Genomic DNA, 21,940 nt, shown 5'->3' on the forward strand with positions numbered 1-21,940 from the left:
GGGAGAGCATCCTTTATCTTTGAGGAAGGGGGAAATTGCGAAGCAGGAGAAGTATGAGTTTCTGACTATGGAGCTGGACTTGTCGGGGTGAATTTCGGTTACTCCTCAGACTAGCAAAAAGAAGATCGCCAACACCCTTCAGCCCTTCATCGAGGGTAGGTGGTTGGCGATCTTTTAACTTTTTAGACGAGCTTTTTGCTTTGTTACGCCATGGACTGCATAGCTATGATTTGTAACAACCTGTTAATGACAACAGCTGCCTGTGCTCTTGAAGATTCAGTGTTAGGGGCGAAATGTTGTTCATCGTATCCGTTCATGATTCCTAAGAATGCTGAAATCTTAACATACGATTTAGCCCAGTCACTGATATTCTCATTATCTGAGTAGGTATTTTCTGTCGGAACGGACAGATCAGTGAGCTGCTTTTTCGTTGCGTATAAGTAGGCTTTTACCATCATGACGGCCATTTGCTCTCTTGAAATACTGCTTTCAGGAGCAAAGGTATGGTCATTCAGGCCGCTAACAATACCAGCTTTTTGAGCGGCATAAACGGAGTCCTTATACCAGGAATTGCTCAAGACATCCTCGAAATCAGCTGATTCGGTCTGTTTTCCTAGCTTCAATGCCTTTGAAAGCAGTGAAACGAATTGTGCTCTTGTCAGATGATTATCCGGTTCAAAAGACGAAGCGTCCATACCGTCGATAATGCCATCGGCAACCAAATGTTCAATTTCTTTTTGGGCCCAGTGTCCTTGAATATCTAGGAACTTTGTGGCGTTCAATTTCTCTAGAACTGCATATGTGGAAAAATGCGGCAATGAGGCAGTAATAGTCCCGTCACTCTGAATGCTACTGTCCACGCTGTTCCATTCTCCGGTCTGCTCATTCAACACGTAGACGCCAAGTTTGGTAGGGTCGCTTACTTTATTTGAATCGTATTCAAATGTTGCTTGAACAGGCTTAGTGAAAGCGCCTAGCGGCTCACCATTCTCTGTTAAATGGAAAATAAAGAGGGATGAAACAGCTTTGAATTGCGGAATTGCCGCTGGAGCAGCTTCAATAACCTGCTTGAATTCGATTTGATTTTTCCCGTTTTTAATCGGAATAGCATTAGGTGGAAAATGAAGTGTTCCGTTGTTAGATGTAATTACCAAAGGTTTGTCGTTCGTTCCAGCCATTTGGAGGATATCGGCATCCAGCTTGATAGAGAGCTTGTCTACTTTTTCCGCTGACCGTGCGTCAAGATGCAACTCTTTTGAATTGGATTTTAGATCAACAAGCAAATCCTCCCGATCGGGAGTCAGATCAAAGGCCATTTTTCCATCTTTGTCCACAGTCGGAGCTGGTTTAATGTTTGGCGGGAATGCGAATCCGAATCCGCCGCCACCCCCGCCGCCGCCAACGGTTCCAGCATTCGTGGTGAAAGAAGAGATAGACCCATAATTGCTCGCGTTCCCTGCTGCATCCACAGCTTTAATGGTAAATGTATAGGTTGTAGAAGCTTTCAAGTTGCTCAAGTTGTAATGGACTCCATTACTTACTGTCGCTAATTCTTGATAGGTGTTTCCGGTTACGGTGTATAGCTTGTACGCAGCCACGCCAACATCATCATTTGCTGGAGTCCAGTCAAGTGAGGCACTGGTGTCTGTCACATTTGCATGCGTCATTATGCTATTCTCGGACCAAGTTGGCGCATCTCTGTCAACGAATCCTGCCGGCTTCGTAGTAAATCTTACTGCAGGCGCCCCCAATACGCCCCAATGTCCTTTGGAGTCACCTGCTTGCAACACGTAGGTATAGGTAGTATCAGGACTAAGATCGGTCAAATTAAAGGATGTGACAGGACCATGGATTTCTACTTTCAATTCAAATGAAGGAAACATCGTATGATCATTGAGTAAATATACTCTTATTTTATTAACATTTGCGCTATTTTGGCTCAGTGCCCAGGTTAAGGTAGCATTTGTTGATGTCACGTTCGTTGCATGAAGCGGCGAAGTATCTGACCATACATCAGCCCCTAGTCCATATGGATCCGAACCTGATCCGCCGCTGTTATTGCCCCCCCCTATTGCTGGCGGTACTTGAACTGAGACGGGATCGCTCTCTGCTTTACCAGAACTTTGGTTCGTAATGAAGATTGTACTACCAGTGGAACCGACGTCGCCAATGTAGACAGTAACAGCATGAAGTCCCGCACCAGCTGTTCCTTCTCCAAGCAGAACTCCGTTAGCACTGTATACACGAGCGTGATCACCTGATTGTAGGTTGTTTACTGTGACTGTATCCGGCACATCTAAATTCTTGATGATTGTAATGGAACTAGCTGACAGCTTAGGTGTTACGCTTCTAGGAAAAATCTTTGTACTCACAAAATAAGGCTGTCTGCCATCCGGCAATTCAACGACGATAGCAAAGCCACGCGCAGATGCAGGAACCTGATTTAAGTCTAGTGGAACCATGTAATTGGGTTGCCCTGTGGCAAGCTCCGCCAGTGGTGTTCCAAATAAGTTTTCATCATTGATATAGTAAACACGGTATATCGCTCCTGCTGTCTCCTTTGTGGCAGGCTGCCATTGCAGAGCTCCTTTGAATTCGCCCGGCACATCTTTGGTTGCTGTTAAAGTGACTTGCACAGGCAAATAAGTTGGAGAATCCCATAACGGGAATACAACCGGAGTATTGAGTTGAAAGGTTGTATAGTTGTCCCTTTGTAATACAGAGAAAACCCCTAGAGAAACAGCATCATCGGGTACATGGGTGGTATTTAAAATAAAATCTAAAGTTCCGTCGGAAAGTGTCTTCATTTCTTGAGGATAAATAAATTGGCTTATTTGTTGATTGGCCTTCAGAAAGGCAATCGCATAATTGGAGACAACTCCACTATCTTCAGCTGGCTTTAAGAAGATATGGCCGCCAATCTGCTTTTCGTCGGTATTACTGTCCCAAAGAAAAGGTTTTTGTGCTAATAAATGCGTTTGAACGTACGTATCTATATCGGATAAGCTTGCAAAGTGATAAATGCTTTTATCACTGGATATATACAATTCTCCGTTTTGAGTAACGTAGGCGTTGGTAACAGGAAAAGGCAAATCTTTAATACTCAGGAATGTGTCACGATCATAGATTCCGTTTGCACCAAACACTAGCGAATCTTTGGCATATAAGACCGGAGCAGGATAAGTTCCATACACGACGCCAGTACCGCTATAGCGCTTGTTACCATAGTAGAATTGATCGCCATCCTTAAACAGCCGCCCCTGATTTGTCCATAAATCTAGATTAAAGACTTGTTTACCTGTAAGAGTAGCGGGATCAATTTGAAAGATGCCGTTCGGAGAACCATATGTTACGCTGCCTGATCCGTACATGGCACCGGTCACTGTATCATAAAAAGCTCCGTACAAGTTAAAATTCATGGGGAGCGATTTATCAGCCAATGTCCGATTCGTTCCATAATTCGAATCATATACGCGCATATTGCTTACAAAGTATTGTCCCCAATAATAAAGTAAATGATCTGCTGGATACACGTAATCCGGATTGGATCCTAGTGAGTACCGAATTACTGGCGTTATACTGCCAGCTAGCGATGAGGCATCAACTACAGCAAGATGAGTTTCTCCTCCGAGTGCAATATACAGTTTACCATTTTGCAGCTTGATGTCGGTAGGATTAGCGCCTATGACCTGCTTTCTGATAACGGTCATGTCGCTTTTGCGAATAACTAGGCATTCATTAGTTGCTTTGGAAACGGCATAAATATATGGAGTAGAGTCGTCCGTAGTCCACGCGCTAATAGAGTCACTTGCACTAACAAAGTTGATATGAGAGTTCGTTTGGATGCTGTAAGGGTGAGATAGATCCAATGTAAACGTTTCAATAGATGAGTGACTGTTGGTGCTATCGTACACATACACGGTTCCGTTATCGTTTAGTAGACCAAGCTTGATTTCATAAGGCAGATCGGCTAGTTTTACGCCAGTGTCTTTATTGAAAACTGCCTGACTTGTCAGCACGTAGCTTCCTGTCACATCCACAATTTTAGAATCCAAATAACCATAATCACCGTAGCGCCTATAGACGCCGTTGATTTCTGTAAGATCGGCTGCATTCATTTTAGAACCGCCAAAAAATACGTTGGTTCCGTCGAAGAAAATTTTTGGGTTAGGAAAGCCAAAGCCGTATCCTCCGTCGTAGTTGCTTGAGCTAATTAATGTGTTAGTTAAATAGTTATAGGCATTAAGGTCTGAGCCTGATGAGCTTGTTTCACCGATGTAAATGGTATGAGTCGCTTCATCAGCTGTAAAGACGGCATCATCTTCTTTATAAGAGCTAATTTTCGTAATCGTTCCGCTGCTGCGATGATACGAATAGTTCTGCCAATCGGAAGTGTAAAATAAATAGTCGGATGTTGCCGCAATGTAAAGGGGCTGCGCGTTTATGGCGATTGACGGTAGTAAGGATTGCGTGGAAACGTCGACAGGCTGAATAAGCGTTGCCCCAGCCAATGCAATGAACAGTGTATTTCCATTGCGTGCTATGCTCGTAGGATTGGACCCGACAGTCAACTCTTTTTGAATCGTCATATCCGAAGTTCGAATGAAATAAAGCTTATTTGTACTGCTGGATATAGCGTAAAGATAGCCTGCACTCCAATCCCCCAGCCAATCTGTGACGCCTTGTGAAAAGGACAGCGATTTAATCGGGGAGTTTGCAACAGCTGTGTTTAAACTATTTACTGATGCTTCCTTATTGTTGTCCCCCCCAACTATAAGACTCTGTGGCGAAACATACGGGCTGATTTCATCAGCCTGAACAGGTGAAAGGTTTGCACCCAATAGGCTAATGAAAAGAGATAAAGTGAGTAGCACGATAAAGCATGTTCTGTGATTTTTTGATAGTAACACGCGAAGTCCTCCAATTTCGTAATATATGTATTACTTCGCTTGTAAAACTGAAAATTCCTTTTTTTTTGTATTGGGATTAATTGGGTGACGCTACAGACCTCGCCGATACGCCGTCGGCGTCATCTTTTTCAGCTCCTCGAATGTTAATAAAGTAATTCGAACTCTCAAACTCGAGCACCTCACAAGTAGGATTCGGTAATATTCATTCCGAATCCTACTTGAAAAAACGGAACGGAAGAAATGTCTCTCGTTCAGGTTAGGTAGTCAGAAAGTATCAGTGCATATCACTTCTTATTAGTGTCTTAATATACAATAGGTGACCCTATCGCCGACCTCTACGAGGACATAGCGGCAGAGGAGAAGGCTAGAGCGACGTACCAATGGTTAATCGACGTAACGAATGATGTGGATTTACAGGATAGCTTGAAATTTTTTAGGGAAAGGGAGATTGTGCATTCGCTTCGGTTCAGGTAGGCCGTTGAGATTTTGAAAGCGGATCGTGTGGAGAAGAAGGTGTATTAAGAAGGGAGAGGATGCAAACTGCGGCCCCTAAAAGGTGAATTCACCGCGATGACGGTCGCGGTTGACCACTTCTATTTCATCGAAAAGTAGCCAACTTTCTTGTATCCCCACCTCATAGAAACGCCATAGAAAGGGCCGCCATAAAGTAGAAATCGCTACTTTGGGGCGGCCTTTCGAGTGAATTTAGTCGTTAAATCGATTCGTGTTGCATGAAATGATATTGTCTTTTCGCCATAAGTTGTATTAGTCCCAAATCACCAAATTAAAAAAGGGATGACTTGTGAAAAGTGACCAATAGTTCGATTCTACCAAATTAATTACCTCATTTTCCTTTGTGAGAGTTGATTTGGTTGATTAAGTGGGGTTATTAAGGACTAAATTCGAATGAAGGATGGATTACTTGTAATTAATTTGGTAATTTCGGACTAATTGGGTTGTCGAGGGAGTCATTCGTCTCGAGCTAATGAGAAAAGCGGATTAGGAAGATCAAACTAGATTAACTCGAGAGCAGCAGCGGCCCAATGAGTGGAATCAGTCGATATTATACTATAAACGAACGTAAAAACGTGGTAGCTCATCGTTAAATACGAGCGACCACGTTTTTCATGTCATTTATCTAGTTAGACAATCACGATTAAGCTTCTTTCATCGCGGCACCGCGCACCCAAACCTGCTCAAGCTCAAGCTCCGAGCTGATCAGCAGCAAATCGGCTTGCTTGCCTTCGGCAATCGAGCCGTGCGTCCCTTCGAGGCCAAGCAGCCTCGCCGGATTGCCGCTCGCGAAGCGGCTCGCGTCTGCAACGCTGACACCAACCTCGCGCACCATAAAGCGGAGCGCATCGATCATCGTCAGCGTGCTGCCGGCGAGCGCGCCGCCTTCCGTCAGCCGGGCAACGCCCGACTGCACGGTGACGGCTTGGCCGCCCAGGTCGTACTGCCCGTCGCCGAGCCCGGCGGCGGACATGGCGTCCGTGATCAGCAGCAAGCCATGCGGCTGCTTCACCATCGTCAGCAGCTTGATCGCTGCTGGATGCACGTGAATCCCATCGGCGATCAACTCGCCGCTGATGCGTGCGTCGGTGAGGACCGCACCGACAGTTCCAGGCTCGCGATGATGCAACGGCTTCATCGCGTTGAAGGTGTGCACCGCATGCGAGAGCCCCGCAGCCACAGCCGTCTGCATGTCGGCGTAGCTGGCGTCCGTGTGGCCGCATGCGGCAACGATGCCATGATCGCGCAGCCACGCGATCATCTCGAGGCCCCCCTCGCGTTCGGGGGCCAAGGTCAACTGCTTCATGAGCTGCGGGAACCGCTCATGCCAATCTTTCAACCAATCGAGCTGAGGCGTGACCATCAGCTTCGGATCTTGGGCGCCCGCCCATTTGGGCGAAATGAACGGCCCTTCGAGATGCACGCCAAGCAGTTGCGCATAAGGCATTCCCTGCTCTATATAGCTTTGTACTTCGACAAGCACGCGATCAATCGCTTCACGTGTAGCCGTCATCGTCGTTGCCAGCATGCCGGTTGTGCCATGAGCAGCATGGTAACGTGTGATCGTATTCAATGTCTCTGGATTCGACTCCATGAAATCGGCGCCATAGCCGCCATGGACGTGAACATCGATGAAGCCTGGCAGCAGCCATTTACCGCCAGCATCGATTCGTTCGACAGTTGGACTAGCTGTGTCCGCCAGCCAGCCAGATTGTTCACCTACGTAGGCCAACTGGCCATCAACCACGTGAACCAACCCATTTTCAATTATGCCTTGTTCCGTGACAACCTTGGCACCTGAGATGAGAAGCTCGCTCATTCGAATAGCCTCCCAGCCTCAGCATCAAGAAGTACAACAAGGTGAGGATGAGTTTGAAGCAATGTAGCAGGAACTTCTGTGGTAATCGGTCCCGTCAGGGCGCGATGAACGATTTCGGCTTTATCGGCGCCGCGTACGATCAATAGGATGGTTTTGGCTTTCAGGATCGTACCGACTCCCATCGTCAAAGCGTGCGTAGGCACGTCATCAATCGAATCGAAATAACGCGCATTGGCTTCACGTGTTTCGTCTTTCAATTCAACACGGTGTGTGCCGCTAATCAAGGAATCGTCAGGTTCATTAAAGCCGATATGTCCGTTATGGCCAAGGCCAAGTATTTGCAAATCAATTTGCTTTGCATCATCCAAAAGTTGATTGAATCGCTCACACTCCGCTTCCAAATCAGCGGCATTGCCATTCGGGATATGGGCAGCCTCGGCAGGAAGGTCAATATGTGCAAATAAGTGTTGTTGCATATAGGCGTGATAGCTTTCGGAGTGGTCGACAGGTAAGCCAACGTACTCGTCCAAATTAAAGGTCGTTACATGTTTAAAACTTACACGGCCTTTATCGTAGGCTTTCACAAGCTCTTCGTAAATACCTACGGGTGTGCCGCCAGTGGCTAAGCCAAGAACGGCTTTCGGCTGCATTTGAACCAGGGAAGTAATAATACCTGCACCTGCTTCGTTCAGTTCTTGTTGGTTTTGGAAAATATGAAGGTTCATTATCGTTATTCCTCACTTTTAAGTTTTTAGTTGAAGTTAGGTTTATTTTGCGTGAAAGTATCATTTTTTGATGTAATTATTCTCATTTCAATCATAACTGATTTATTTGAGATCGGCAATAACCATTTTGCCATGAAATATAGATCGTATAAGTTTCACTTTCTACATTGTCTATATTTTTGATAAACACTGTGATAAGTCCAAGAAGGACTGAAGCCTTTATTGTAATTGTACATTGACTTACATGGGTATGTTTGCCATTCTTAACTAAGATCATTACAACTATTTTATACATATAAAGGAGCAAGAAGATGACTACTCGGGGACAACTGCCAGAAGCGATGCTTTTTGATTTGGATGGGACCTTATTTCAAACGGAAACTTTACTTTTACCAGCGTACCATGCGACATTCGATGAGCTTCGAGCAAGAGGCTTTTTCGAAGGTGAGACGCCGCCAGAAGAACGCATTCTAGGAGCTCTGGGCATGCTCCTAGAACATATATGGATGCGTGTTATGCCGGAAGCACCTATAGCCACACATCAAGAAGCTGATAAATTATTGATCAAGTACCAGGTTCAGGGACTTCTGGAGGGCCGCGGGGTGCTATACGATGGCGTGGCGGAAACTTTGCAGACGTTACATGCCAAAGGTGTCCGTTTATTTGTGGCGAGCAATGGCTTAGAGGAATATGTCAAAGAGGTCATTGCAGCGATGGGGCTTGCACATCTATTCGAAGGTTTGTACAGCGCGGGTGAATATCTCACGAGGTCGAAAGTAGATTTAGTTCAAATTTTGCTTGAAAAACATGGGATTCAGTCGGCTTGGATGGTCGGAGATCGCTCGTCTGATGTGGAGGCAGGTCTTTGCAATAACCTCACGGTTGCAGCTTGCGACTATGCGGGCTTTCGAGAAGCTGGTGAGCTTGATGGCGCGCATATTCGTATTGCACGATTTACAGAGCTGCTTGATCATATTTCCTAATTCTCGCGGGTTGTCGCAAAGCCGGATCCTTGGGCATACACTGTAGCACATTGAGAGATAAAGGTGCTGATCAGAATGCCTTCTTTTGTAGGAATATTTAATATTATAAGGAATGAAGGAAACCTGATTAACGGAGATACGTGTGTCATTGCCCCGACCAGTGCCTCCAAAACATATACAGGTGCAGGCGGGGGAATTACAGGGGATTTTTCGATATCCACGACCGTTTTCAGTGCGACAATTACGTTAGACCCTGACGTGATTGAAGCAGGGGCGAATAAGGTAGGAACCGGGACTTAAGTAAGCAAAAGATTCGAATTTGGACCGATTCAAGCTCACCCTGCGTGAGTCGATGAATCGGTCTTTTGTTTTAGGTGAAGCCTATTGACACTGGCAAGCTTATTTATTTATTATTAACATATGAACAATCACTCATATATCATTTTTTCCTCACAATAAGGTCATCTTGAACACAAGTAGTGAGCAGCTAGGGAGGGAATGCCATGCACCAGCACGATTCGGAAAAACACCACGCATGTGGACATGACCATGGAGATAAGAAGAATCATGACCATGGTGGTCATAGCCATCACCACGACCATCATCATGCTCACGGACACCATCATCATGGAAATGGTCATCACCATGGTCCTGTGGGGAATAAACAAGGGTTGCTCATTGCGCTAGGCATAACCGCAGGTATCATGGTACTTGAATTTGCTGGCGGTCTCTGGACGAATAGTTTAGCGCTGCTCTCTGATTCTGGTCATATGCTAAGCGATGCTGGCGCACTAGCACTAAGTCTCCTAGCTTTATGGTTTGCAGCAAAGCCGTCCTCAGCTCGTTTATCCTTCGGATTTCACCGGTTTGAGATATTAGCAGCCCTCTTTAATGCGGTGACGTTATTTGTCATTGCGGGACTCATTATTTGGGAAGCCATTGAAAGATTCCTCCATCCTGCTGTCGTTGCCAGCGGGTCCATGATGCTAATCGCATGCATAGGTCTTATAGCCAATTTGTTAAGCGCCTGGTCACTCATGCGTAAAGGAGATGTACATGGCAATCTGAATATGCGCAGCGCTTATTTGCATATTTTGGGTGACGCTTTAGGTTCTGTAGGTGCAATCATAGCTGGCGCTGTGATGCTGCTCTTCGGGTGGTATGCGGCGGATCCTATCATCAGCATTATTGTGTCTCTACTTATTTTAAAAGGAGCTTGGGGCGTCCTGAAATCAACCCTGCACATCTTGATGGAAGGGACGCCAGGATCTATTTCCATCGGGACTGTTAAACAAGTATTAGAAGCGATTGAAGGTGTCGTTGACGTTCATGACTTGCATGTGTGGACGATTACATCGGGGATCGAGGCCTTAAGTTGTCATTTGCTTATTGAGGACGATCGAGACAGTCAGGAAATTCTTCAACAAGGGATTACTGTCATCGAGAAGCAGTTTGGCATCACGCATGCGACCATCCAAATCGAAAAATCAACGAACAATCACAGCGCTCTTCCTGTATAAATTAGGTGACGAAGATAGGAGGATTTTCTATGGATAAAGGATTACTGGAAGCCATCGCGGTAACCGATGATTGCAGCTGCGAGCATGCAGAAAAATCCAAAGCAGAGCAAGAGAGTGAGCTAACCGATGGTCAGGCGACTGGCATTGCGGAGATTTTTAAAGCCTTAGGAGATCCAACGCGTGTTAAAATCATCTACTTCTTACTGAGCAAGGAGCTCTGTGTTCACGATCTTGGAGCGCGAATCGGGATGGAGCAATCTGCCGTTTCACATCAACTAAGGTATTTGAGAGATCTGCATATTGTTAAAAGACGCAAAGAAGGAAAGACAGTATATTATTCCCTAGACGATGAGCATATTGAGCAAATTTTTGTGCAAACGATGGGGCATCTTGGGCATATGTAAGCTGATCTAGGCAGCATATGTAGAAAAACCTGAGCGTACGAGAATCGATCTCGTTGTCTCAGGTTTTCTTGTTTTTCATGTGGAATCTAGTCAATTCAGTCAATTCTCAGAGCCTTTATTTTTTTGCTGCAGCATCCAAAGGGCATATTCCAACGGTCTTTGTATGGCCTTCTGGTAGATAGCGTGCTGACCAATCCTGCGAAAAACTTCTCGCGAAGGCTTCGGATTCACTTCGAGCAGCCATACATTGCCTTTGGGATCGACGGCGATGTCCATACCGAGTTCACACAGCTTGCCGAATTTGACCTCCAAATAGTCAGCAAGCTTGTAGGCGAAATCGTTCATCTCGTCCTTGATTGCCTCTATTTGCTCAGGGGAAGTGAAGCGATACCTCAACAATCGATCTTGCGTTACCGCAGTGCCGCCCCCGTGAAGATTGGAGGTAATACTGCGATGAGGACCAATTCTTCCGGCACAGCCAGTTACTTCCCACTCACCTTGACCGTTTTTCTGAATGAGCAAACGATAGTCATGAACACGGCCATCATTCAGTGTCAGATGAATGCCTTGTTGAACAACATAGTCGGGGCTCAGATTCAAGGTATGCAGCTTTATTGCCAGCTGTCTTTCATTTGCTCTGAAGGGCGCTATGATCGATCGGTATTGATTTCTACCTTGTAACAAATATAGATCAGAGGAAAGCTGTTCAATGCGCATGATGCCTCTTCCTCCGGTGCCATTCTTCGGTTTGACATAGATAAGCTTATACTTTTTCAGAAATCTCATTAACTCATTGATGTTGCTGTATCGGACCGTCGTTGGCAGATAGGGACGAATCGCTCCGCTTGTGGAAAGTGTTTGATGCATCGCCCATTTATTGGCGAGCGGTTTACTTAAATAAATCAGCTTGGCATGGCGGTTGCGGAACGCTTGAAGCATATGATAATTCGCCGCGGCTTTATAGCGGCAGCGATCATAGATAATAGGAGGTAATGTCGTGTACTTCCGAAGCCATCTTCCTCGACTGGAATCAAACGTGAGTGTTCGCACTGCGTTTCCCTGTACATCCGCCGGAGTAAACACCTCGACTTGAACACCTAGCTTCTGGCCTTCTTTACTTAGCAGTTTGAAATAGGCCAGTTCTTCAAGTCGAGAGTTGTTTAAATAGATAGCGAGTACGCCTAGTCGTTCTTGAGCCAAGCATAATCACCTTCTTCTCCGAGTATTGATCAAATGAAGACTGTATTGAATAATCCGTTCAAGCGATTTCTGGCGGATCTTGGGTTCATCGAATTTCATAGGTTTCGAATTCGCTTCAAAAAACCAGATATGTCCTGCCGTATCAACCCCGATATCCATAGACATTTCCCCAAGTGGATTACCAGAGGATTTCTCTATTTGCGTGGCGAGTGTGATCGCGGCAGTGCGAACGCGAGTTAGAATGTTTTTGGCACCTTTGGCTCCAAAAGCATAAGTGAGCAGCTTCCGCGGTTCGTCAATCGATCCGCCGCGCGGAACATGTGTTGTGATGCTTGCTTTACCTGCTACTCGTGCGCCAACACCAGAAACACTCCACTCACCCTTCGCCGTTTTCTGGACTAATGCACGCAAATCGTAAGCACGTTCTTTGAATCTAGTTAACGCAATCCCCTGTTGGACGATATAATCTTGGGAACCGCTATGTCGATTCCATTCCTGCCAAATCTCATCCGAGGAATTATGATAGCTATAGACCATTTTTTTGTCTTCTTGACGGCTCAGTCGATATTGCCCATGGTTCGGTTTGGTGGACACGCGATCTATTCGCATGATGCCCATTCCCGCTTTACCTTTCACTGGTTTCAAGTAGAGCACGGGGTGCTTCTGTAATAATTCTGAGAGATCGGATACCTCGTTCATTTGCTGTGTATCGGGCATGTAAGGTTTACTTTCCTTGGCACTATTCAACCAACTGAATAATGTCCATTTGTTAAAAAAGGAAGGGTTGAATAAATGGATGCTCGTGCTGCGCTTACAGGCCTGAATAGTTTGCTGAACCTCAGGTCTCATTTCCATTTTTCGGTAGGGGATTCGATTGTAAACAACTTGAGGAGAGGGAACAAGTTCCCTGCTCCATTTATTAGCACCTGGTTGAAAGCGATAACCGTACATCTCAGAGTTCGATATACTGAAGTCTTTCGTTGTCACGACATAAACGTCGAGGCCATAGCGCTCACCCGTTTTTATCAAATCAAGAAAGTTATCTAAGTTTCCACGAAATACACGGGAACTGTCTTTCACTGTGAGAATGGCCAGTGTAGGTTTAGGTGCTTTCTCATGAAGGGTAAAACCCATTAGTTTTCCCTCCTTGAGCGGAAGCGGCTCAAATAAAGACAATGCTCATAAACATTTTGAATGGTGGCAGCATCTCCATCTTTCAGAGAAGGATGCTTGAAAATCGATCGACCCGGCTTCGCATTGGCTTCAAACATCCAAACTTTTTCATTCTGATCAATCCCGATATCGAAGCCTAACTCGCCAAGTAAATGCTCATAATTATTTTCAATTCCTTGGGCTAGCTTGATAGCCGTTTCTTTGGCGTTGTCTAGAATTTGCTCCGCACGTCCCCCATAAACTAAGCGTAGAACCTGCTCAGGTGTCATGAGCTGCCCCCCGTTGCGGATATGCGTTGTGACGCTGCCTTTACCGGATTTCTTAGCACCAATCGCTGCCACAACCCATTGATTATTACCGTTTTTCGTCAAATGGAAGCGGAAATCAATCGGGCAATTATCAATTTCGATGAGTCGAATCCCTTGTTGGGCAACGTAGCTTGCTAGGCGGCCGCGTCCTGTTCCCAACATTTGCATCAAGCCTTCGAATTTGGCATAGCGAATCAGAACATTTTTATTCGCTTTCCGGAAACGGACGAAATAACCACGCTTCGGATTATAGGTTACCCGATAAATACCGATGCCAAGGCTCCCAGCAGTTGGTTTTAAGTAAATAAATTTATGTTTATCGAGCATTTCTTTGATTTGTTCAGCAGTTGGATTAATTCTGGATTCAGGAACGAACTTAAATGCTTCGTCGCCGTCTAACATTTTGTAAACATCCCATTTATCAAAGAAGCTCCAGTTAAAGATCGGAATACCTCGTTGTACAAAGCGATTCTTAAATCCCTCCATACCTGCTGATTTCTCTGCTTTGCGGCTAGATAGCCGGTTGTAGATAACGTCTGGCAGCGGGAATGTTTTGCGCATCCAGCCTCCGCCTTCTTTCGGAACTAGGCCTGTCACTGTCTCTTGAATCCAGTTCACATTCCTGGGACTGAAAGCGAAGCTGAAGGAGCGATGTGAACCTGTATTAATGACTTGGCGAATGAAGCCAGTTATGGAGCCAAAGGGCGATGTACCACTCTCTACATTGGTTAACACACCGATAAGTGGACCAATGCGAAGCTCTTTATTATTGGTATTAGCAACTAACACATTCCCAGTTCGAGGAATACGTAAGGAGGCCATTAAGGAAAGCGGGATGTACATATGCTGACCACTTTTTTTGATCAAACGGACCGGTAACGAAGTCCCTTTACTCCCAACCTTTACAGTAATGGATTTAGTTCCGGTTAACCGTAAAGCTTTGGCGAGATCACTCGTTAAGTAGACCGATCTATCTGTTCGTTGTACGGCGTGGAGCATACACGATGTCAAACTCATTAGGTTACCCTCCTAAACTTGTTGCCCTACGGGGCTTTCCGTGTCAAAACAGGCAGATATGACCTTCTGCCCCCATGAGCACGTTCAAACAAAGCTTAGCTAACTCAGCTCAGCTGTTTGTTTAACAAAAATCCAGCATAGTGGATCGGATTTGCAATTGATTTCATACGTGCTCGTTCATTATTTAAACGGGCAAAAATCGTTCTGCCCGGCTTCGAATTMACTTCAAGAATCCATACACGTCCGTCAGTATCAATCCCCAAATCAATACCAAGCTCGGCTAGTCGACCATGATAAGATTCCAGGAAGGTCGGAATGAGCTTTGAGAGCATGGCAATCGTGTTAATCAGCTGATAGGACCTCAATTCACCGAATTCTCTGGTTAGAAAATTACTCACATCTTCGGCAGTGCCACCGCCATGCAGATTGGAGGTGATACTTCCAGGTTTACCAACGCGAACGGCCATACCCGTTTGTTCCCAGTTACCGCGACCATTTTTCTGAACTAAGGATCGTACATCATAGGCCATTCCGTTCATCGAGTGGAGATGTAAATATTCTTGCAGGAGGTAGGGACGTGAGCCTAACACGTTCTTCAGCCAATGCCAGCAGGAAGGCCATTCCTTGAACTCGCCTGTAATAGGATGGTTATGTCCATCTCGTCCTTGTACGCTGTACCCCATGCCCTCTTTGTGAATGTGTAACGCACCTCTGCCTTGACTTCCGCCTTGAGGCTTTAAGAAAGCATCTGATCTGCTTTGAAACCAGATTTCGAGCTGGTGTCGGCTACGGAGTCGGCTGGTTTCTGGCAAGTAAGGATGGAGTGCAGGATCCTTCTGTAAGATCTGCCCCACTTCCCACTTTCCGCTTAGACCGTAGCCAAGAAACCGAATAGAGGAAATCGCACGCAGCTTGCGCACATGATATTGATAGGTGAGATAGCTATGTTTATTGCTGAAGAAACAGCGATCATAGATGAGTGTCGGAAGGGGGAACAGCTTGGTAATCCATACCTGCTGTGTCCTATCGTACATGTAGCCTCTTACCATTTCTTGCTTCCATTCGATGCGATTTGGTGAGAAGACAAACACATCAATTCCTTCGTTAGCTCCGTGAGTCGTCAGATTCTGATAAAAACTTACGCTAGCAAATGGAAGTTCTCGGTTCAGTTCGGTTACCATGATGCCTAACAAAGGGCGCTGTGTTCGCAATCGCATGTTTCACCTCAATACTTCGCTAAAAAACGAGCGTATTTGACTAGCGTTCTTACAGAAGGTCTAATTTTATTTTTATTGGTATCGGTATTTAGTGCCGTATTATCATCCTTAGATGGCTTGGAGTTGACTTCCAGAAGCCAAACTCTGCCTGCTCGATCGACGGCAAGATCAATCCCTAGTTCTCCAAAATGACTGGGAATTTGGGTTTCGATCCCTTTCGCAATGTCCAATGAGGCTTTGCGCAGTCTCCGAATAATAGAGGCGCGAGTTGGCGTGGAGAAGCCAGCTTTAGCTAATGCTTCAGGAACCGTTGATAAGCTTCCACCGCGTGCAAGGTTAGAGACAAAGTGCTGGCTGCCTGCAATCCGACCTACAATGGAAGTGATTTCCCATTCTCCTTTTTCACCGCGTTGAACAAGTGCTCGGAAATCAATGGGATTTCCCTCTGCAGTTATGAGATCAAGTCCTTGCTGGATTTGATAACGCTGTGTCTTGAGCTTCCCAGATACGGACTGAAAGACGGCTAGAAGAGATGGGAAGGTCTGTCTGCGGACACCGGCAAGGCTTGTTGAATGAGCCGTATAGGTTTCTCCGCCACCTTCTCTGCGAATACGAATAATGCCATTGCCAAGACTTCCAGTAATCGGTTTAAGGAATAGAGCACTATGGCGAGCAGCCATTGATTTCAGCATTTGAAAGTTTTTGAATAGGTAAGACTCAGGTAAGTAGCTGTGCAAGGAGCTATCTTTGCGAAGAGCTTCGAACACTTCTGTTTTGTTCAAATATTTCTCGTTGAAGATTTCCGTGCCATAACGCGATTTGACGTCCTTCATGAACTGTTGAACATTGGTCATATTCTCGTACTTCCGCGAAGTGAGTCGATTGTAGATCACATTGGGAATCGGAAATGTTCTTTTACTCCAAGAACCATTCGCATACGAATAAGCAGAAATTGCTTGTGGATTGGCACGCATCTCTTGTGGAGGGAAGAAACACACACTAGCCCCTACTTGATTACAAGCATCAGTCAATTCTTTACAAAAAGTGGTAATAGGACCAAAAGGGCGGCTGGGGGAACTCGTATTCACGCGGCTAATCATGACGCCAATTAAAGGTCCGATCGACATTGTATTCGAAGTTGGCTTATAGTTGATAGTAAGCCGTGCCCCTTGATGTAGACCAATCTTGGATGCAAGTGCAGGGTCGACACGGAGGCTATTCGGTACCGCAGCTGTGACCACTTTGACATCCTGCTGGTATGAGCCGAATCGCATGTTAATCATTTGATTGGACGGAACTTTCCACTTTCTTGCAATGGCTTCACTTAGAACAACGGTCCGATCATCCAAATAGATGCTGGTGCTTTGAATGGATACGCCAACTTTCGTTCTGGTGGTCAATAGTGAACACTCCTTCCAGCATGAGAAAATCCCTGTCGCGGCTATTCAAGGATGATCGACCGCATGTAAACGGCATTACTGCTTAGCAAAGTAAACTACTCCATCATATGAGGACATATTTGCCTTTGTTCCTAGGCATATGACGGAAAGCGCCCATTCTTCAAACATAACTTCAGGGAGTATTCAGCTAATTTTTAGGGTTTACTCAGGATTTGAAGCTTTTAACCACGTATAATGAGCTTAGATTCTTATTTAGAGAGATGGGATGGGTTAGGTATGAAAGCATCCTCCAAATGGACAAAATGGCAGATCGGATTCGTGAGTGCGATGATTGTGGTCTATTTATTTCAGGAAGTCAAAGAAAGCCCTGAATTTCTCACGGCTGTTCGAGAAGCTTCTAAATTTAAGCTGAATGCATCAACAATCGTTACTCAGAAGAAGACGGACACCCAAGACCAACTCAATCGGACAGACGTTTCTTTCGCACAGCCGCAACATCAGCAAACACAACAACAAGCGAAGCCCCACACAAGAAGTCACGCATCCTAGCTAGCATCGTATATGGACAGGAGATGATGGCCACATGTTTCATGAGCTTACATTTCGTGCAATGAATTCAAACATGCAGGTCTTACTGGAATCTGAAACGCCGTTAGCTCAACTTGAAATCCCAATATTGGCTGGATTTACGCTTGCAGAACAACGGTTTAGTCGGTTTCTACCCACGAGTGAATGTTCGTATATCAATGCACGAAGCGGGCAGCCTAGTATCGTTTCTGACAGCATGATAGAGGTACTTGAGTTAGCCTGCTACTATAAGGAGCAAACGAATGGTGCTTTTGACATTTGTGTCGGACATGCGTTGAAGCAAGCGGGGTATAGACAATCATTTGAGAGACTAAATGAAAGTATCGTCGAGCTTGAACCGTTTTCTCCCTTTTCAGAAACAGGATTGGCGCTGCAAGTGGATCCCTGGATGAAATCAGTTCGAATCCCGACAGGACACCTGTTAGATTTCGGCGGAATTGTGAAAAGCTGGACAGCTCATCAATTAGCCAAACAACTTCGTAAGGAATGGCGAGTAGGCAGGGGGCTCATGAATGCAGGCGGCGATGTTGAAGTGTGGGGCGGAGCGTCGGAAAACGAGCTGTGGTGCATTGGCATTGCCAATCCCTATGAATCGGATACTTCCCAGGAAGCTACGCTTCAACTAAGAACCGGTGCTGTAGCTACTTCCAGTATATTGCGCAGGCGCTGGCAAACGAGCGAAGGGGCGCAGCATCACCTCATTGACACACGTACGATGAGGCCAAGCACATCTTTAGTTGTGCAATGCACCGTAGTCGGCCAAGATTTGATCGCCTGCGAAGTGTGGGCCAAAGTGTTGTGTATATTGGGAATCGAAGAAGGAGTTCCTCTCTTTCAGCGTAGAGCACAAGGAATGGAAGCTTTGTTATACACCTCGGTAGGCGATGTATTTCAAGTGAAGCCGCTACACCGCAGCATAGAGCTAACGTGGACTGGATTGAAAGGAGCAAGAAGCCTATGATTCATTTTTTCGTTGAATTACCAACCTGGTTGATGATTCGAACCTTTGGTATTCTTTCCTATCTGACATTGTTTCTTGGAATGGCGATCGGTATCACCTATAGCTTTCCACAACTCCAAGGGCGCAAGAAGGGTCAACTGCTTCGCTGGCACACCTATGCGAATCTAACGGGAACCTGTTTTGCCCTCCTGCATACGGTTCTTCTCATTATAGATACCTTCATGCCTTTCGACTGGGCGGAACTCCTAATCCCTTTTACGGCGAAAAATAATCCTATTTTGAACGGCTTGGGGACTCTCGCTATGTATGGTTTATTAATCGTATTATTTACAACTGATATTCGGCATAAGCTAAAACGAAAGTTATGGCTTGCCCTTCATATGTTGTCCTATCCGATTTTTGTTTTGTCTCTGCTTCACGGCATCTTGTTAGGAACGGATAGCAAGCGCGGATGGGCTGCACTCATGTACGTCGGGACGGCGATCATTTTAATTAGTTTAACGTTACTTAGATTTCAACTTTCATCGCGTAAACGTCAAGTTCAAGCAGGGCAAACCAAACAAGGTTGATTCAGAGTTCCCGTCGATGCGATTGGGGCTCTTTGGCGTATTCACATGTTGCGAAACATGTCGAAAATGTCTATAGTAAAAGGGTATTTATTAAGAAATGAGGATAGTAAACCGACATGGCAAAAGCAAAAATTACGGAGCTTGATATTGTCAGAGCAGTATCCATCCTTGCTGTCGTTCTAATTCATGTAACGGCGGACTGGACAGTGGATCCAGCTCTGAAAGGCAGCAGCACGCAGCTGTTTATTTTATTTCTGAACAAAATAAGTTATTTTGCTGTTCCCGTATTTATTTTTTTGAGCGGCATCGTGTTGTTCTATATTTATGCAGATAATTGGAGCGCTAAGCAAGCCGGTATTTTCTATTGGAAACGTGTTCGGCAAGTGCTTGTTCCCTACATCGTTTGGTCCTTTTTCTACTATATATATAATCCATGGCTGTGGACGCCAGGGCATCCAATAAAAGTAGATCTAAGCGTTTTTCTTAAGCAGTTAAAATGGGCAGATTCGGGCTATCATCTGTATTTTATGATCATTATCGTGCAGTTCTACCTGCTGTTTCCGCTGCTCGTTTGGGCCGTAAGAAATGCAGCATGGTTTCGCAAAACGCTAGCGCTTTGGGGCTTAGCAATTCAAGCTGGTGTCTACATCTACAGTCACTGGGTTGGTCCGATCAGCCATAAGCCTGAGCTATGTATCACCTATTTCGGCTATTTCCTCGTTGGCGGTGCCATCGGGATGAATTATGGAAATTTCCGTGCATGGTTGGACCGCAACAAAGGGTGGGTAATTCCCTCCTCCATCGTGAGTGGATTGGTTTACACGGGGCTGTATTTATTAGCATCCAGGGGATATTCCTTCGAAAATACTTGGTTTGAGATTACGTGGCTGTTGTATAATCTTGGCATTGGTGTGAGCATGATTTGGATGGCTAAGGAGCTCCTGTTAAAATGGAAGCGGGTAGGTAAGTTTTTCGTTTCCCTCGGGATGATGTCCTTCGGTGTTTACTTAATGCATCCTGCCTTGTTGTCCTTATGGAAATATAAGGTTCATATGCCAGGTTCGATTCTACTGTTTAATGTTTACAACGGGATTGTGTTTGTATTGATTGTGGCCATACCATGGACATTAACATTGCTGTATCGTAAGGGAAGAAAAGTGTTGATGAAATAAGGATGAGGAGACCTGGTTCGCTGGGTCTCTTTTTTGGTTTAGCGCTCAGGGAGGGAGCTACCGTGCGTGGATTTTGATTGATTGTAGTTGCCAACAATAAGTACTTGTCGCGGCCTTATTTGGCTAGATGCACTGACATTTGGGTGAATAAGAACTCTTGGAGTTCTTATTTCAAGTAATTCCACGTAAAAAGCCCAAAACACAGCCAATAAGAACTCGCCATAGTCATATTTACCGAAAAGCGCAGCAATCTGGGAGAATAAGAACTCTTAGAGTTCTTATTCGGGTAAACGCCAAGAAACCTCACCAGTTTCCTCAATTAGTATCTCCACTAGTACCCCCACCAGTATCTCCATCAGTATCTACACCAGTTCTCCACCAGTATCTCCACCAGTATCTCCACCAGTATCTCCGCCAGTATCCCTACCAGTTCTCCACCAGTATCTCCACCAGTATCTCCACCAGTATCTCCACCAGTATCTCCACCAGTATCTCCACCAGCACCCCCACCAGCACCCCATCAGTATCCCTACCAGTCCCCCTGCCTTTACCCCCGCCACTTTCCACTTCCTCAGTTAAGATGGATTTGAAAAACAGGTTGATTTCAAGGATACTAAGAGAAATGAGACAAAGGACGTGGATCCAGACAATGAACGCAATCATTGAACTCTTGCAAAGTCATCGCTCCATCCGCAAATTTACGAATGAGCCCGTTAGCCAAGAACAACGCGAGGCGATTATCAAGGCTGCGCAAGCCGCCTCGACTTCGAGTAATATGCAAGCATACAGCGTTATACACGTGTCGGATGCGGACCTGAGAAGCCAGCTAGCCGAGCTAGCTGGCAATCAAGCTTACGTCAGCGAGTGTCCGCTGTTCCTCGTGTGGTGCGCAGACCTGCACCGCTACGCGGAGGCGGTCCACCAACACGTGGACACGCCGGTTACCGGCAATGCTGAGAATCTCATCATTGCCACGGTCGAGGCTGCATTAGCTGCGCAAAATGCAGCGATTGCCGCCGAGTCACTCGGCCTCGGCGTCTGCTACATCGGCGGGCTGCGCAACAAGCCAGCTGAGGTGAGCGAGCTGCTGGGACTGCCCCAGCTCGTGTACCCGATCTTCGGCATGTGCATCGGCATGCCGGATCAGGAGCCGCTGCATCGCCCGCGGCTCCCGCTGGAAGCCGTATACCATGAGAATCGGTATACAATGAACTCAACAGCGGTCGAGACGTACGACGAGACGATCCGCGACTACATGAATGTGCGTACCGCCGGCAAAGTCGATACGAGCTGGTCCAAAGAAATGGCTGCGAAAGCGCAGCGTCCAAGAAAGCACATGAAAGCCTTTCTGAGCAGCCAAGGCTTCGAAGTGGAATAAGCTTGGCCTTCACGCGCCCATACGCTCATATATCTAGTACTTGTCTCATACAATGGAAATAGGTAGAGATAGGTTCGAGATTA

The 21,940-nt window shown here is 45.9% G+C and carries 18 protein-coding genes and 1 pseudogene; 10 read left to right on the forward strand and 9 right to left on the reverse strand.

Annotation, left to right across the window (positions count from 1 at the left end; all coding sequences use genetic code 11):
- Positions 1 to 203 precede the first annotated feature (203 nt).
- Positions 204 to 4,910, reverse strand: coding sequence for an S-layer homology domain-containing protein (locus AC1DVJ_RS09540; RefSeq protein WP_477590204.1), 4,707 nt, complete (start codon positions 4,908 to 4,910; stop codon positions 204 to 206).
- Positions 4,911 to 5,225: 315 nt separating this feature from the next.
- On the opposite strand from AC1DVJ_RS09540, the pseudogene AC1DVJ_RS09545 reads away from it, so the two are divergent.
- A pseudogene (locus tag AC1DVJ_RS09545) lies at positions 5,226 to 5,384 on the forward strand (manganese catalase family protein); the annotation flags it as partial.
- A 682-nt stretch (positions 5,385 to 6,066) separates the two neighbouring features.
- On the opposite strand, the gene nagA reads toward AC1DVJ_RS09545, so the two are convergent.
- Both nagA and nagB read right to left on the reverse strand, forming a co-directional pair.
- Complete coding sequence (gene nagA, locus AC1DVJ_RS09550) at positions 6,067 to 7,242, reverse strand: N-acetylglucosamine-6-phosphate deacetylase (protein ID WP_477590206.1); 1,176 nt, start codon at positions 7,240 to 7,242, stop codon at positions 6,067 to 6,069.
- Positions 7,239 to 7,967, reverse strand: coding sequence for a glucosamine-6-phosphate deaminase (gene nagB / locus AC1DVJ_RS09555; protein WP_477590207.1), 729 nt, complete (start codon positions 7,965 to 7,967; stop codon positions 7,239 to 7,241). Before nagB ends, nagA begins: the two co-directional genes overlap by 4 nt.
- Before the next feature lie 311 nt (positions 7,968 to 8,278).
- Here nagB and AC1DVJ_RS09560 point away from each other — a divergent pair, with 311 nt between their 5' ends.
- The 4 genes from AC1DVJ_RS09560 to AC1DVJ_RS09575 all read left to right on the forward strand — a co-directional run bounded on the left by AC1DVJ_RS09560 (position 8,279) and on the right by AC1DVJ_RS09575 (position 10,874).
- Positions 8,279 to 8,950, forward strand: a complete 672-nt coding sequence (locus tag AC1DVJ_RS09560) for an HAD family hydrolase (protein ID WP_477590209.1) — start codon at positions 8,279 to 8,281, stop codon at positions 8,948 to 8,950.
- Between the two features lie 75 nt (positions 8,951 to 9,025).
- On the forward strand, positions 9,026 to 9,250 hold the full coding sequence (locus AC1DVJ_RS09565; RefSeq protein ID WP_477590210.1) for a spore germination protein: 225 nt from the start codon (positions 9,026 to 9,028) through the stop codon (positions 9,248 to 9,250).
- Between the two features lie 203 nt (positions 9,251 to 9,453).
- Positions 9,454 to 10,470, forward strand: coding sequence for a cation diffusion facilitator family transporter (locus AC1DVJ_RS09570; RefSeq protein ID WP_477590212.1), 1,017 nt, complete (start codon positions 9,454 to 9,456; stop codon positions 10,468 to 10,470).
- 29 nt (positions 10,471 to 10,499) lie between these two features.
- A complete protein-coding gene (locus AC1DVJ_RS09575) occupies positions 10,500 to 10,874 on the forward strand; it encodes an ArsR/SmtB family transcription factor (RefSeq protein ID WP_477590214.1) in 375 nt (124 codons plus the stop codon).
- A 99-nt stretch (positions 10,875 to 10,973) separates the two neighbouring features.
- Here AC1DVJ_RS09575 and AC1DVJ_RS09580 read toward each other — a convergent pair whose 3' ends face one another.
- From AC1DVJ_RS09580 to AC1DVJ_RS09600, 5 genes are all read right to left on the reverse strand, one after another.
- Positions 10,974 to 12,074: a YheC/YheD family endospore coat-associated protein gene (locus AC1DVJ_RS09580; RefSeq protein ID WP_477590216.1), complete on the reverse strand. Its 1,101-nt coding sequence runs from the start codon at positions 12,072 to 12,074 to the stop codon at positions 10,974 to 10,976.
- Positions 12,075 to 12,080: 6 nt separating this feature from the next.
- A complete protein-coding gene (locus AC1DVJ_RS09585) occupies positions 12,081 to 13,208 on the reverse strand; it encodes a YheC/YheD family endospore coat-associated protein (RefSeq protein WP_477590217.1) in 1,128 nt (375 codons plus the stop codon).
- Positions 13,208 to 14,572, reverse strand: a complete 1,365-nt coding sequence (locus AC1DVJ_RS09590; protein ID WP_477590219.1) for a YheC/YheD family endospore coat-associated protein — start codon at positions 14,570 to 14,572, stop codon at positions 13,208 to 13,210. The genes AC1DVJ_RS09585 and AC1DVJ_RS09590 overlap by 1 nt, the downstream gene beginning before the upstream one ends.
- A 104-nt stretch (positions 14,573 to 14,676) precedes the next feature.
- A complete protein-coding gene (locus AC1DVJ_RS09595) occupies positions 14,677 to 15,789 on the reverse strand; it encodes a YheC/YheD family endospore coat-associated protein (protein ID WP_477590221.1) in 1,113 nt (370 codons plus the stop codon).
- A gap of 8 nt (positions 15,790 to 15,797) precedes the next feature.
- Positions 15,798 to 17,189, reverse strand: coding sequence for a YheC/YheD family endospore coat-associated protein (locus AC1DVJ_RS09600; RefSeq protein ID WP_477590223.1), 1,392 nt, complete (start codon positions 17,187 to 17,189; stop codon positions 15,798 to 15,800).
- A 234-nt stretch (positions 17,190 to 17,423) separates the two neighbouring features.
- On the opposite strand from AC1DVJ_RS09600, the gene AC1DVJ_RS09605 reads away from it, so the two are divergent.
- The 4 genes from AC1DVJ_RS09605 to AC1DVJ_RS09620 all read left to right on the forward strand — a co-directional run bounded on the left by AC1DVJ_RS09605 (position 17,424) and on the right by AC1DVJ_RS09620 (position 20,479).
- A complete protein-coding gene (locus tag AC1DVJ_RS09605; protein ID WP_477590225.1) occupies positions 17,424 to 17,738 on the forward strand; it encodes a hypothetical protein in 315 nt (104 codons plus the stop codon).
- 34 nt (positions 17,739 to 17,772) lie between these two features.
- On the forward strand, positions 17,773 to 18,738 hold the full coding sequence (locus AC1DVJ_RS09610) for an FAD:protein FMN transferase (RefSeq protein ID WP_477590227.1): 966 nt from the start codon (positions 17,773 to 17,775) through the stop codon (positions 18,736 to 18,738).
- Positions 18,735 to 19,307 (forward strand): ferric reductase-like transmembrane domain-containing protein, encoded by a 573-nt coding sequence (locus tag AC1DVJ_RS09615; protein ID WP_477590229.1) that lies wholly within the window; start codon positions 18,735 to 18,737, stop codon positions 19,305 to 19,307. Before AC1DVJ_RS09610 ends, AC1DVJ_RS09615 begins: the two co-directional genes overlap by 4 nt.
- 116 nt (positions 19,308 to 19,423) lie before the next feature.
- On the forward strand, positions 19,424 to 20,479 hold the full coding sequence (locus tag AC1DVJ_RS09620; protein WP_477590231.1) for an acyltransferase: 1,056 nt from the start codon (positions 19,424 to 19,426) through the stop codon (positions 20,477 to 20,479).
- A gap of 423 nt (positions 20,480 to 20,902) precedes the next feature.
- Here the strand turns inward: AC1DVJ_RS09620 and AC1DVJ_RS09625 are convergent, their stop codons facing one another.
- Positions 20,903 to 21,142, reverse strand: a complete 240-nt coding sequence (locus AC1DVJ_RS09625) for a hypothetical protein (protein WP_477590233.1) — start codon at positions 21,140 to 21,142, stop codon at positions 20,903 to 20,905.
- Between AC1DVJ_RS09625 and nfsA the strand changes: the two genes are divergently transcribed.
- A complete protein-coding gene (gene nfsA / locus AC1DVJ_RS09630; protein WP_477590235.1) occupies positions 21,129 to 21,857 on the forward strand; it encodes an oxygen-insensitive NADPH nitroreductase in 729 nt (242 codons plus the stop codon). The two genes, AC1DVJ_RS09625 and nfsA, sit on opposite strands and share 14 nt — an antisense overlap.
- Positions 21,858 to 21,940: the final 83 nt, after the last annotated feature.

This window comes from Paenibacillus sp. P4_A9 (assembly GCF_056402415.1).